Consider the following 13,575-nt stretch of genomic DNA (forward strand, 5'->3'; position numbering starts at 1 on the left):
AAAAAACTTTTAGTTTTTATATTAGTTTGTCTAATCTATTATTTAATCATAATAGACTGGCTCAATCGATCACTTGTTTAGATTTCAAAGATTGACTAATAGTTTAACAATTGTAAGTTAAAAGAACAACGATAAGAAAAAGGCTTTATTAACGTTGAAGTTAAAGGTGGTTTCTCGTTTCGTGAGCTGGAATTATATATGAGGGATGCTTAAATGCAGATTAAAAAATAGCAGCTTTTTGAAAAAAATCAAAAGCTCAAAATTTGATCAAATTTAACTATTTTCTTTTATATATGCAAAGCCACTTTCTTTTTCTATAGTAATGGTTGTTTGATTGCCGCGTTTATCAGTTATTGTTATACTGCAATCTTTTTTAAGAAGTCTATCATAAGGACGCTTTGCTCCACCAGAAGTAGTACTTGCTACTCTCATAGGGCGACCCATTTCATCAAAAATTATAGTTTGCATTCCATTGCAACCGTCTTTAAAATCAACTGATGTTATGCCAAACCTTTTTCCCAAATTTAATTCTTTATTCCACTTTTTGCAAGTAGCTTCTGTTACTATTCCGCTACTCCAGCCTCCACTAAGGAGTTTCCCGCTTTTATAGATATCGTTTGCAACTTCACTTTCTGAATTTATATTTCCATTTAAACTTTTGTCAAAAAAGACACTATATTTCCAAGTAACAACTCCCGGCTCATCTATAGAGCATTTTTGCAAACTAGTATTATTAAAAGCTACTCCCCATCTCATTCTAAACCATCTCACAGGATTATCACTGACAAAATTTACATACTTATCATCCTGCATAGCGAGGTGCTGAGTGTATCTTATATGAGTTAGGATCTGATTTGCAGCTTCTCTTGAGGCATTTCTGTTTAGTTTTGGGATCATAATGGCAGCTAAAATTCCAACAACAACAATAACAAAAACAAGCTCTATCATCGTAAAAGCTCTTTTTTTCATAGCTTATCGTTCCTTGATATTGAAATTTGCAACTACTTTTCCCATTTTTTCTATACTAAATTTTGACTTCTCATCTAAATCGGCACTTGCTAATAAATTTTTAGAGTAGCTTTTTGTTTTTATCCCATAAAATTTAAGCCTTAGTGCAAGCCTTGTATCTTCAGTCGTTATGTCCTGCACTCCAGCCTCTTTTAGCTTATCTGCCAGCTCTTTTGCTATATCAAATTTATAAGTGAGATGTTTTGTAGGATCGCTTAAAAAGAGGTAAAAAATTTGATTAAAGATGATCGCTGACCAGTTAAATATCAAAAAGAGCATCACTAAGCTAGTGCAAATTTTATGACCTTTTCTAAATTTTGGCAGCCTCACGCGATATGAGTTGAAAAAAACTCTCACCATAAGTGGCGTTGCGATCACACAAAATGGCAAGAACTGCTCAAGCTCTAGCCTTTGGCGCACAGAGACTATCATACAAAAGCAAAATGAGCAAATGGCAATAAACCACAAAAGATCCTTCTTCTCCTTAACCCAAATTCTATAAATCGTATATACAAAAAAGATAAAGACAAATGGCGAAAATACAGCGGCAAATATGCCAAAGGTATCGATAAAATGCCCGCTTGGTCTGCCATTTGTTTCAAAGCCAAAAAAGTAAAGTGTCAGCAAAAATAAAATGGCGCTTAGCCAAGCAAGTGGCGGCTTTCTTTTGTAAAGTGCAAATATAAAAAATCCTGCATAAAATATCAAAAAGTCACCATCTATAAAAAAGGCTAGGCAGAAAAAGATGCCAAATAAAATTTTCTTTTTAATATGAAAAAGATATATACACAAAAGCGCTAGAGTGATGCAAATTCCAGCGTTATTTATGATAAGGGCTGAAGCTAGCGTACCAGGAAGCAGCACAAAAAGTAGGACCGCTATGATCCTGTCAAACTCAAGTTTGATGTAAAATTTACTAACCTTATACATCAAAACCACGCTTGCGATGTGAAAAAAGATCATCACGCCTCGCACAGCAAGATCATTTTGACCAAAAAAATGGGTGCTTAGTTTTAAGATGTAGCTTAAAAGGCTGTGCTTTTGAAAAAAAATTTCAGCCTCATTGTAGCTTATGCTAAGAGAATTTGCCGCATAAAGTAGAAAAACAAAATCAATCAAACATATCAAAAATACGCTAAAAGCGATGTGTCTGCTAGCAAATTCTCTAACTCTTTCTAACAAATTTAGCCCTTAAATATGTATATCCCAGAAAAACTCAACCCAGTCATGAGCCTCTTTTACCTTAAATTCAGGCAAAAGCAGAGCCTTTTCTTTATAAAATACAGTAGCTATTTTTATATCTAAATTTGGATAGCGTTTAAGCAGCTCTCTTTTTATCTCGACCATGCTCTCGCCGCTATCGATGATATCATCAACAAGCAAAATTTTAGTGTATTTGCTAAGATCTGGCACGTTAAAAATTTGTATCGTATCAAGCTTGTTTGTATCCTCGTAGTGGATAGAATTTAAAGTAAATAAATTTCTATTTTCAAGCGCAACAGCTAGTGAGTGACCAAGCGTTAGACCGCCCCTTGCCACAGCTAGTATCACCTCTGGATCAAATTCATCTTTTATCTGTTTTGCCATCTTTTTGGCATCAATGGCAAATTCATCGTAACTATAAAATATCATCTTTAATCCTTATCAATGCACTAAAAATACGATAAAACTAATGAGCGCTAGCACGACTACACCTAAATTTATATCGCTAAATTCTCTCTTTATGAGCTTAACTATGACGTATGACATAAAGCCAAATGCAAGGCCGTTTGTGATCGAGTAAGTAAGCGGGATGAGCACAACTATGAAAAATGTCGCAACAGCTATGGCTGGATCTTTGAAATTTATGCTAGCGAGCTCGGCAAACATAAGCACGCCGACCATTACGAGGATCGGATAGATAGCATTGCCAGGGATAGCTTTAAAAAGTGGCAACATAAATAGTGTAAGTATAAACAAAAGTCCGCAAAATACAGCCGTTAGACCAGTCCTACCGCCCTCTTCTACGCCGCTTGCGCTCTCTACAAACGATGTGGTCGTACTTACACCTACAAGCGAGCCAGCTGCCGTAGCAATGGCGTCAGCTTCAAGAGTTTTTTCAAGTTTTACGACGCCATCTTTTTTGTTTTCGTCAAATATCCCAGCCCTTGTGCCAACGCCAGCTAGTGTGCCTATCGAGTCAAAAAGATCGGTCACAAAAAATGTGATAATAACCGGTAGCAAGGCTAGGCTAAAGGCACCTTTTATGTCAAGCTCTAAAAATATCGGTGAGATAGAGGCTGGAGTTGAGAAAATTTCTGTTGGATGAGGAGCGATGCCAAGCACCCAAGCTATCACTGAAGTGACAAGCACTGCCAGGATAAACGCGCCCTTTATCTTCCACGCCCAAAAGCAAATAACCAAAAATAATCCCAAAACGCCAAGAAGCACGTTTGGATCTCTGAAATTTCCTATGCCGACTAAAACTGCGTCGTTATTTACGATAAAGCCCATTTGCTGAAACGCGACAAAGCTGATAAATGTGCCTATGCCAGCGCTTATCGCTCTTCTTAGATCAAGTGGGATGGATCTTATTATCCACATTCTAAAATTCGTAAAAGATAAGACGACAAATATCACGCCACTTAGAAAAACAACGCCAAGAGCCGTTTGCCAAGGCACTTTCATACCGATGCAAAGACCAAATGTAAAATAAGCATTAAGCCCCATGCCAACGCTCATCGCAACTGGCGTGTTCGCCCAAAGACCATTTAATACAGTAGAAAATATGGTAATTAGTGCAGTTGCAGTGATTAATGCCTCATAAGGCATGCCAGTTTTGCTCATAATGATCGCATTTACCGGCACGATATACATCATCGCTAAAAATGTCGTAAGTCCCGCTCCAAATTCCTGCTTCACACTCGTTTTGTTTTGTGCTAAGTAAAAAAATTTCACCCCAAGCTCCTTTAGTAAATTTTAAGTTCGTTATATAAGCTATCACGCTCAACCGGCGTAAAACCAGATGTTTTTATGAGATCGCAAAATGTCTTTAGTGTGACGCCATTTGCGCTGTTTGCGCCGGCTGCACTTTGTATGCTCTCTTTTTCTATCGTGCCATCAAGATCATCAGCGCCAAATTCCTGAGCGATCATGGCTAAATTTAGCGTCGAAGTAGCCCAGTACGCCTTTATGTGCGGGACATTATCAAGCACCAAGCGAGATATCGCCATAGTCTTTAAAATTTCAGCTGATCCTAGAAATTTAACATCTTTTAAGTAGTTATTTTCTCTTTGATAGACAAGTGGGATAAATGCATTAAATCCGCCAGTTTCATCCTGCAAGTCCCTGATCCTTAGCATGTGATCGATCCTATTTTCGCGGCTTTCTATGTGTCCAAAAAGCATTGTTGCGTTACTTTGCTTGCCTTTATCGTGCCACATTTTGTGGATCTTTAGCCAGTTTTCGCTACTAACCTTGCCTTTGCAAATTTTAGCCCTGACCTCTTCGTCAAAAATTTCAGCCCCACCCCCTGGCATGCTATCGACGCCGTATTCGAGCATCTTGTCTATCACCTCATCGTAGCTTAAGCCGTAATGCCTTGATAAAAAATCAATCTCAGCCGCAGTCATCGCCTTTACGTGAAGCTCTGGATGAGCTGCCTTTATCTTTTTAAAAATTTCTAAATACCACTGCCAACCGCTAGTTGCGTTGTGGGCGGAGACTATGTGTATCTCTTTTACGCCGTGGCTCACGCTCTCATCAACGATCTTTAAAATTTCTTCGTGGCTCATTAGGTATGGATTTGGATTTTTTCTGTGGGCTGAAAATGCGCAAAATTTACAGATGTCAGCACAGATGTTTGTTGGATTGATATGGCGATTTACATTAAAAAAGACCTTGTTGCCATGCAGCTTTCTGCGCTTTTTGTCGGCAAATTTAGCCAAGGTAAAAAGATCAAGCTCATAAAGCGAAAAAGCCTCTTGTTTGCTTAATCTCTCGCCACTTTCTAGTTTTTGTAATAGATTCATTATTTATATCGTCCTAAAGCTGAACTTAAGGCTTTATTATAAGCAAATAAAGCTTTGTTTTTGCAAAAATTATGTAACATTTGCCAAGATATTTTTAACAATGGAAACACTAAATGCTAGCTGATAAAAGTGCCAAAAATAGCGATAATTATTCAAAGATCAAAGAGAAATTTCTTGATTTTAAGGCAAATTTGCCAAAACATTTTCAAAAAAACCAAGGCAGAAATTTCACAAATTTCTTAGCCAAAGAGTATGATGATTTTATAAAATCTTATTTAAATGAAACTATGCGAGAATTTTTTGATGAGTTTGTGCCACAAAATGACAGCTTTGCTTTTAGCGTTCTAGCCACTGGCAAATACGCTCAAACGCTGCTTAGCGCAAATAGCGAGCTTGAAATTTTACTAGTTTATAAAAATTTAAAGGGCTATAATATAAAAAATTTCTTAAAAGAATTTTCTGAAATTTTAGATAGCTCTGGCATGAAATTTGTGATAAAAATTGCCGAAGTGGATGAAATTTTTATAAATTTCAAAGATGACCTTAAATTTAAAAGCGAAACCTCGCAACTTCGCTACATCTGCGGCTCAAAAAGCCTCTACCGCCTAGTAAAAAGCGAGATCATAAAGATAAAAGAATTTGATAAAAAAGCCTTTTTAAACTACCATTTAAAGGCATTTTTGCCATTTTCTAGCATAAGCTACTTGGCACAAGAGCCAAATTTGAAAAGTGGCTTTGGCGGGATCGATGAAATTTACCGCTTAAACTGCATACTAAACTGCCTTGATAGCGACGTTTCAGTTAGATCACAAGCCCTTAAAGTAATGAATGAAAAAGAGATTGCTAGCTTTAACCTAAACGTGGATTTTTTACTAAGCTTGCTAAGTGCTTTAAATTTAACTCAAAACACCGATACTTTCAGTGCTTCAAGTGTCGAGATCACAACAAATTTCATGCAAACAAAGTCCAAAAAACTGCAAGACAACGAAAGCGTCATCAGCCAAAAGATGCTAAGCTCGATGAATAACGTAGCCATTTATTCAAGATTTATCGCAGCTTCGCTTTGTAGGCCATTTTTCAAAAGCGAACTAAGCTTCGTTCAAAGAAAATTTGCTAGGCTGAAAAATGGCTTTTATGAGATAAATGGCGTCATCTACGTGCCACTTCACAAAAAGCCAGCGCTCATCGAGGATCTCATAAATGAGCTTTTAGAGCTAAAAGATGTGGATTATAAATTTGATATAAGCGCGATCTTTTATATCAAGCGAGCCATCATCACAAAAGATGGCCTAGAGCGCGCTATAAGCGAGTTTAAGAAGATATTTTTAAGAGAAAATTCCTACGCTATCTTAAAATCCTTGCTCGATGCACAGATGATACAAATTTTGATAAAACCGATGGAGCACATCTCCCAGCTAGCAGAATATGACGGCTATCACGAATTTACGGTTGATGAGCATAGCATCTTAAGTGTCAAATTTCTTGAAAATATAAAAGATAAATTTATAAAAAATCTCTACACTGAGCTTTGCTTAGAGGGCAAAACGATGCTAAAGATCGTGACGCTCATGCATGACGTTGGCAAAGGACTTGGCGGAAAAGATCACGCAAATATCGGTGCAAACATCTTTAGAGCCTATGCCAACAAGCTAAATTTTAGCCAAAAAGCTATCAACATCGGCGTCATCTTGATAAAATACCACACCCTAATGAGCAACGTCTCAAACAGAGAGGACATCTACTCACAGCGCGTCATCTTCGCTTTCATATCAAAGCTTGGCGACAAGCAGGTTTTAAAGCTACTTTACATCCTTAGCTACTGCGTGATAAACGCGACAAACGAGAAGCTTTACAACGCCTACACAGCAAAGCTTTTAAGAGAGCTTTATGAAATTTCTCTTAGCGCATTTAGCGATGAAAATTTACTTGATGAAGCGACAAGGCGAGTAAAAAAAGAGCAGTCTATAAAACGAAATAGCGAGTTTTTAGCGCTTGAGCCAAAGCTGCAAGAGAAAATTTTTAAGATCACATCAAATTTGGTCTTTACAAAATATAGCGCGAGCGAGATCATAAATTTAAGCAAAGTGGCTGATAGCTTAAACGAAACCGAAATATTCATAAACAATAGTAAAAATTTAAGCATTCAAATTTATACAAACAAAAGCCTAAATTTAAGCGCCCTGCTCTATGAATTTGCCAAATTTGACCTTGCGTATATGGAGATATTTGAGCTATTTGAGAAGAAATTTTATATCAGGCTTGACTTTAACCAAAATGTAAAAAATCATGAGCTTGAAAACACTAAAATTTTAGCCCTAAAATCCCTAAATAGCGAGGTTTTAAGAGAGCCTTTGAAACCAAATATTAACAAAGATGAGATAAACTTCGAGCTAAATCACTCAAAAGATTACGCCAAACTTAGCATCAACGCAAAAGATCAGCGTGGGCTAATGGCTTATGTGATGAGTGTTTTTGACAGGCTTCATTTTCAAGTCACGAGTGCTAGAATTCAGACGGTTAAAAATAGAACGAGAAATCTCTTTTTGATCGAGAAAAACGAGCGACTTGAGAGTAAAGGCGAAGAGATATTAAATTTATTAATAAGCGAGTAAAACATGTGTGGAATCGTAGGATACATCGGAGATAAAGAGAAAAAAGAGGTCATTTTAAGCGGTCTAAAAGAGCTTGAGTATCGCGGATACGACAGCGCTGGCATGGCTGTGATGAGTGATGGCAAGATCGACTTTTTCAAAGCTGTTGGCAAGCTTGAAAATTTAGCCCTAAAGACAAAGGACTTTACATCAGAGGGTTTTGGCGTGGCGATAGGTCACACACGCTGGGCAACTCACGGCAAACCAACTGAGATAAACGCTCACCCGCACCTTGGCGAGCACTCATTTGTCGTTCACAACGGCATCATCGAAAACTACAAAGAGCTTAAAGATGAGCTTGAGGCAAAGGGTGTGAAATTTGTCAGCCAAACCGACACCGAAGTGATCGTGCACCTTTTTGAAGAAATTTTAAAAGAGAAAAAAGACCCATTTAAAGCTTATGAGGCGACTATCGCAAAGCTTAGAGGCGCTTATGCGACGCTGCTTATCACCAAAACTGCACCTGATAAGATATTTTTCGCAAAAGATGCCGCTCCTATGGCGATAGGCAAAAGCGACAAAAAAGAGCTATATTTTGCCTCATCAGATGCCCCACTTATCGGCAACGCAACCGAAGTGGCATATCTTGATGATAACAACTACGGCTATGTAAGCTTAGACGAGATAGCTGTTTTTAAACACGGCAAAAAAGCTAGCATAACATTTAATGCTTTGCCAAAAGATAAGAGCTATGCCCAAAAAGAGGGTTATACATTTTTTATGGAGAAAGAAATTTACGAGCAAGGTGCGGTCGTATCTGAAACCATCATGGGCAGAGTTAAAAACCACAAAGTCACCCTTGAAAATTTAGACGATGAATACCTAAAAGGCATCGATGATATCGTGCTTTGTGCGTGCGGTACGAGCTACCATGCAGCGCTTGTTGCAAGCTATCTTTTTGAAAGGCTTGCCAAAGTTAGAACAAAGGTCGAAGTGGCAAGCGAATTTAGATATAGAAAGCCTTATCTAAACAAAAACTCGCTCTTCATCGTTATCTCGCAAAGTGGCGAGACAGCTGACACTCTTGAGGCACTTAGGATAGCAAAAGAGGCTGGGCTAAGGACACTTGCGATTTGCAACGTCGATAACTCATCTATCGTTAGACTAGCTGATAATACGCTTCTAACTCGCGCTGGCATCGAAAAAGGTGTGGCAAGCACAAAGGCCTTTGCTACGCAAATCATCGTGCTTTGGATGCTTGTGCTTCAAATGGCATCTGCAAAAGGATCTATCAGCAAAAAAGAGCTTGATCACGAGATCAAAACGCTTCTTCACATTCCACAAATTTTAAATATAGATAACTCTTTGCAAGAGAAGCTTCACCGCCTAAGCAAGCACTATTTGCACGGTCATGGCTTCTTCTTTATCGGTAGAGATATCTTCTATCCGCTAGCACTTGAAGGTGCGTTAAAACTTAAAGAAATTTCATATCTTCACGCCGAGGGCTATCCATCAGGCGAAATGAAGCACGGACCTATCGCGCTTGCAGATGAGAAGCTATTTACGATCGCTTTAATGCCTCAAAACCTACTATATGAAAAGACAAAAAGCAACGTCGAAGAGCTTGCTGCAAGAGATGCATATATCCTAGCGATCAGCCCACTTGAGTTTGAACTAAGCGATGACTACGTAAAAACAAGCGTTCAAGATCACTATATGAGCGAATTTTTCGAGATGATGCTAGTGCTTCAGCTACTTGCACTTGAAATTTCCGTTAGACTTGGCAACAATGTCGATATGCCAAGAAACCTCGCAAAAAGCGTAACTGTCGAATAACTTATGTGGCTGGCATCTTGCTGGCCGCTTAAATTTTACTTTTATATTTTTCTTTTAAAATTTAAGTTTTCACAAAATATTATTTTCTTATAATATTTGCACTTCTAATTACATTAAAAAGGATCTTCATGAAAAAGAGATTTTTAGCATCTAAGGTCTTTAGCAGCGTTGCCGCTCTTTGTTTATTTGTTGGATGCGCTAGCAGCAATAGCGGTGTAACTGGTGCCGCAGCAGGAGATACAGCCAAAAATGCCAACACGAAAATCGAGCGTTGCAGCCAAACGCTAGGAACATTGTCTTTTTACGAGGATCAAAGTAGCTCATGGTACTCATATCTAACTAGAGATTATCAGCTTGGCTCAACAGTGCCGGTGCTAAGGATCTTAGCTCAGCAAACAGGCTGCTTCGTCATCGTCGAGCGTGGCAGAAGTATGGATAATATGATGCAAGAGCGCGCACTTGAAGCTAGTGGCGAGCTAAGAAAAGGCTCTAAATTTCACAAAGGTCAAGTCGTAGCGGCTGATTATACCATGCAGCCAGAGATCACATTTAGCAAAGAGGATACTGGCGGTATCAGCGGACTTGTAGGCGCTGTCTTTGGTAATGTTGCTGGCAAAGTAAGCGGAGGCTTTTCAAAGAGCGAAACACAAACATCTTTGCTTCTCATAGACAACCGCTCAGGCGTACAGATCGCTGGTGCAGTCGGCAGTGATAGCAACTTTGACTTCTTTGGCATGGGATCAAATTCATTTTCACGTGTGAGCGCTGGACTTGGTGGCTACACAAAGACACCAGAGGGCAGAATGATCGTAAATGCCTTTATGGACGCGATGAACCAACTTATAGTCGCGCTAAAAGACTATAAAGTCCAAAATGTAAAAGGTGGTCTTGGCAAAGGCGGAAATATAAAAATAGGAGACTAAGATGAAATTTATAGCCATTTTGTTTTGTACATTTACGATGCTGCTAGCTGCAAACTATACTAAAAAGATAGAGATCGGGCTTTGCAAACTTATAAACGAAAGAGAAATGGCTAAATTTTATGGCGACACGAGAAACTATGACGCCCTTAGTAAAAAGATAGACGGATATAAATTTCGTTTTGGCTTGAAAGATTTTGACGAGGATAGTTGCCGCATGAGTGGCTACTATCCTGTTGATCCAAACTATGCGCCATATCCACCTAACTACCGCCCATACTATCAAAATGAGTACGAAAGATTTGATAGATTTCAGCGTGGTTACCGTGGAGGCTACTACGATGGTGACGACTACGACGATGGTTTTGAGCGTGGATATAGACGTGGCTACAATGACGCTAGAAGAGAGTATAGAAGACCTTATAGATAGGCACAAAAGCCGTAATCTTTAAAGAAATTTGATGCAAAACTTGTGGATATGGCAACATCCTAACTACCCAAATTTTTATTTCGATAAAAGTGCAATAGACACCCTTGCAAATAAACTAGAGCAAGATCACGAAATTTTAAAAGAGATAACAAGCAATATTAGTAGAAACGATCTTTTAAAGGCGCAAATTAACGCCATAAAAGATGAGATATTTTACTCATCTCTCATAGAGGGCGAGAGACTAAAAAGATCAAGCCTTCGCTCATCGGTAAAAAAGAGACTAGATGAAAATTTTGACTGGCTAGCCGACACTCATGCGACTAGACACAGTGATAATCTAGTCTCGCTAATGCTTGAAGCAAATTTAAACAAAGCTCCTATGAACTTCGAGCGGCTACATGGCTGGCACAATGCCTTGTTTGAATATAGCCATAGCAAAATTTACAAGATAAAAAGAGCTAAATTTAGAGATGATGAGATGAGCGTCGTCTCAGGTCCTTCAAAACATGTACAAATCGACTACGAAGCCTTGCCAGCAGAGCGCGTAGAGGATGAGAAATTTTTTAAATTTTATCAACAAAAATCACGAAAACACCTATGTAAAAAGTGCCTTAGCACACCTTTAGTTTGCGATCATCCATCCTTATGACGATGGCAATGGCCGCATAGCAAGGGCTTTGGCGCACTACTGCTTGGCCGGTGAGGGCATTGAGCCATTTTCTACCTCCAGCGTTATTTATGCAAATAAAAAAGATTATTATGAAATTTTAGAGCAGACAACAAAGCTTGAAAATAATTTAAACTTTGACTTCACAGCGTGAATAAAGTGGCATCTAAAGGCGGTAAATAGCACCATAAAACAAGCTATAAGCTCATTAAAAAGATAAAATTTCTATCAAATTTAAGAGCGAGAGCCCTTAAATTTTATCTTTACTTAGAATTTTTGCGAGCTGCTCTTTGATCTCGTCATCAAATTCGCTAACACTTATCACGCCCCTGCTCTCGCACATCTTAGCGTCATTTACCTCGCAGTAGCCACTCAGCGCGTTTTTATATCCGCCCCTTATGCAAGCCTCTCTGTCCTCTAAAAATCCAGCGCCACCAAGGATGAGCACGCCAAGGTCAAAGCCGATCTTAAATTTCGCGCTCGCTGAGCTTTTTATCCAGCTTAAAAATATCTCATCATACCTTAGCCCAAGCGCTCCAACGCCATCTGGCACGACCAAGATATCCACGCCGTAAAGGCTCTCAGCGTAAATTTCAGGATGAAGCCTGACGCCAAATTCATCGACTATCTCAGGCTTTAGGGCGTAGGTTTTGATGTTAAAACCTTCAAATTTATGCAAAAAATCATAAATTTTGGCAAAGCTTAACAAATTTATCTTGTCAAACATCAAAATGCCAACTTTCATGCTAGCTCCTTTTAATGAAGTGCCTCATTTAGCTTGATCGCTCTTTTGCTCGCACTTGCAGTGATCTGACCTGTTTGGCTATTTTGTCTAAAATGAAGTCCGTTTAGCCCGCCAAGCTCAAGCGCTTTGTAAATTTCAGCTTCAAATTTAAAGCTAGGATTTAGCTTAGCTAGCTTTTCGCGCTCGCTTGCTGAGATATAGACCTTTGTGCCCTCAAGCACCGCTATGCCAGCATCCACGATGCAGTTATCGCCAAGTGGCACGCCTGTGACTGAGTTTGCGCCAAGCAAGCAGTGTTTGCCGATGCTTACAGGGTTGCCGTTCGTGCCGCTTAGCACGCCAAGTATGCTAGCTCCGCCGCCAACGTCACTGCCCTCACCCACGACAACAGAGCTGCTGACCCTGCCTTCAACCATCACGCCGCCAGTCGTGCCTGCGTTAAAGTTGATGTAAGCAGCGCCCGGCATGACGACCGTTCCAGGATGCACGGCAGCGCCCATGCGAACCTTGGCAGCGTCTAAAATTCTCGTGTTATCAGCTGGGATGATGTGACTTAGAAATCTTGGGAATTTATCCACGCTCACGATCGCTGGATACTCGCCAAACATCTTTAGAGAAATTTCATTTTCTCTTAGCCACTCAAGCTCGATCGGGATATTTTGGCTAGTCCAAGCGACATTTGGTAGCACTCCAAAGGCTCCATCAAGCACGATCGTCCTAGGTGCGACCTTGCCAAGCGAGATCAAGTAGAGCTTGAGATAGACGGCTTCTAAGCTAAGTGGCTTTGCGTCATCAAATAAAAATACAAGCTTAAATTTATTCTCATTTAGCTCAAGATCATCCTCAAATGCCATCTTCACAGCGTGTAAATTCTCCACGTTTTTATGCGATTTTATATCTTTTTCAAAGACACTAAAGAGCTTGCTGGCCTTTTTCGCTACCTTTGGCGTGAGATCAGTCACGAACTCGTGAGCACTAAAATCAACCTCAACATCACACTTTTGCAAGGCGTAGATAAAAGCAGCTGCGCTTAAAAAGCTCTCTTTATAATTTACAACGCCGTAGCTTGCTTGCAAAATTTTGTCGCTATTTTTTTGTCCGCGATCGACTCTTGCGATGCCAAAAGCAACTGGATCTTTGTAGCCATCTTTTTTTCTAAATTCTTCAAAAAATTCCTTAAATTCGTTTGCGTCTTTAAACTCTTTAGACATCTATTCTCCTTTAAATTTTTTCTTAGTCTAGCCAAAAATGGCTAAAAATTTTATGATTTTAAAGCATTTGAGCTTTGATAAATTTATAAATTATAATAATGATTAACCTTATCATAAAAAAAATAGAAATAAAATATCGCAAATTTTACAAGGAGAC

The 13,575-nt window shown here is 39.1% G+C and carries 13 protein-coding genes; 6 read left to right on the plus strand and 7 right to left on the minus strand.

Annotation, left to right across the window (positions count from 1 at the left end; all coding sequences use genetic code 11):
• Nucleotides 1-273: 273 nt before the first annotated feature.
• From CVS81_RS07910 to mqnE, 5 genes are read right to left on the minus strand one after another with little or no spacing between them, the layout of a single operon-like run.
• Nucleotides 274-969 (minus strand): Tfp pilus assembly protein FimT/FimU, encoded by a 696-nt coding sequence (locus CVS81_RS07910; RefSeq protein ID WP_107965625.1) that lies wholly within the window; start codon nt 967-969, stop codon nt 274-276.
• 3 nt (nt 970-972) lie between these two features.
• Complete coding sequence (locus tag CVS81_RS07915; RefSeq protein ID WP_107965626.1) at nt 973-2,190, minus strand: ArnT family glycosyltransferase; 1,218 nt, start codon at nt 2,188-2,190, stop codon at nt 973-975.
• Nucleotides 2,191-2,199: 9 nt separating this feature from the next.
• Nucleotides 2,200-2,640 carry a phosphoribosyltransferase gene (locus tag CVS81_RS07920; RefSeq protein WP_021084219.1) on the minus strand — a complete coding sequence of 147 codons (441 nt, stop codon included), beginning with the start codon at nt 2,638-2,640 and terminating at the stop codon, nt 2,200-2,202.
• A 12-nt stretch (nt 2,641-2,652) separates the two neighbouring features.
• Nucleotides 2,653-3,945 carry an NCS2 family permease gene (locus CVS81_RS07925; RefSeq protein ID WP_107965627.1) on the minus strand — a complete coding sequence of 431 codons (1,293 nt, stop codon included), beginning with the start codon at nt 3,943-3,945 and terminating at the stop codon, nt 2,653-2,655.
• 11 nt (nt 3,946-3,956) lie between these two features.
• A complete protein-coding gene (gene mqnE / locus CVS81_RS07930) occupies nt 3,957-5,021 on the minus strand; it encodes an aminofutalosine synthase MqnE (RefSeq protein ID WP_107965628.1) in 1,065 nt (354 codons plus the stop codon).
• Between the two features lie 110 nt (nt 5,022-5,131).
• Between mqnE and CVS81_RS07935 the strand changes: the two genes are divergently transcribed.
• The 6 genes from CVS81_RS07935 to CVS81_RS07960 all read left to right on the plus strand — a co-directional run bounded on the left by CVS81_RS07935 (nt 5,132) and on the right by CVS81_RS07960 (nt 11,616).
• Nucleotides 5,132-7,630, plus strand: a complete 2,499-nt coding sequence (locus CVS81_RS07935; RefSeq protein WP_107965629.1) for an HD domain-containing protein — start codon at nt 5,132-5,134, stop codon at nt 7,628-7,630.
• 3 nt (nt 7,631-7,633) lie between these two features.
• On the plus strand, nt 7,634-9,445 hold the full coding sequence (glmS, locus tag CVS81_RS07940; RefSeq protein WP_107965630.1) for a glutamine--fructose-6-phosphate transaminase (isomerizing): 1,812 nt from the start codon (nt 7,634-7,636) through the stop codon (nt 9,443-9,445).
• Nucleotides 9,446-9,573: 128 nt separating this feature from the next.
• Entirely contained in the window at nt 9,574-10,368 is a 795-nt protein-coding gene (locus CVS81_RS07945; RefSeq protein ID WP_107965631.1) for a CsgG/HfaB family protein, read from the plus strand.
• A gap of 1 nt (nt 10,369) precedes the next feature.
• Complete coding sequence (locus CVS81_RS07950; RefSeq protein WP_012001528.1) at nt 10,370-10,795, plus strand: hypothetical protein; 426 nt, start codon at nt 10,370-10,372, stop codon at nt 10,793-10,795.
• A gap of 31 nt (nt 10,796-10,826) precedes the next feature.
• Nucleotides 10,827-11,444, plus strand: a complete 618-nt coding sequence (locus CVS81_RS07955) for a DUF4172 domain-containing protein (protein WP_107965632.1) — start codon at nt 10,827-10,829, stop codon at nt 11,442-11,444.
• Between the two features lie 28 nt (nt 11,445-11,472).
• Nucleotides 11,473-11,616, plus strand: a complete 144-nt coding sequence (locus CVS81_RS07960; protein ID WP_234399542.1) for a hypothetical protein — start codon at nt 11,473-11,475, stop codon at nt 11,614-11,616.
• A 96-nt stretch (nt 11,617-11,712) separates the two neighbouring features.
• Here CVS81_RS07960 and CVS81_RS07965 read toward each other — a convergent pair whose 3' ends face one another.
• Together CVS81_RS07965 and CVS81_RS07970 are read right to left on the minus strand one after the other, a co-directional pair.
• Nucleotides 11,713-12,207: a hypothetical protein gene (locus CVS81_RS07965; RefSeq protein WP_002939504.1), complete on the minus strand. Its 495-nt coding sequence runs from the start codon at nt 12,205-12,207 to the stop codon at nt 11,713-11,715.
• Between the two features lie 11 nt (nt 12,208-12,218).
• Entirely contained in the window at nt 12,219-13,418 is a 1,200-nt protein-coding gene (locus tag CVS81_RS07970) for a tetrahydrodipicolinate N-succinyltransferase N-terminal domain-containing protein (RefSeq protein ID WP_107965634.1), read from the minus strand.
• Nucleotides 13,419-13,575: the final 157 nt, after the last annotated feature.

Origin of the sequence: Campylobacter concisus, from assembly GCF_003049065.1 — a bacterium.
Taxonomy (GTDB): Bacteria; Campylobacterota; Campylobacteria; order Campylobacterales; family Campylobacteraceae; genus Campylobacter_A; species Campylobacter_A concisus_BE.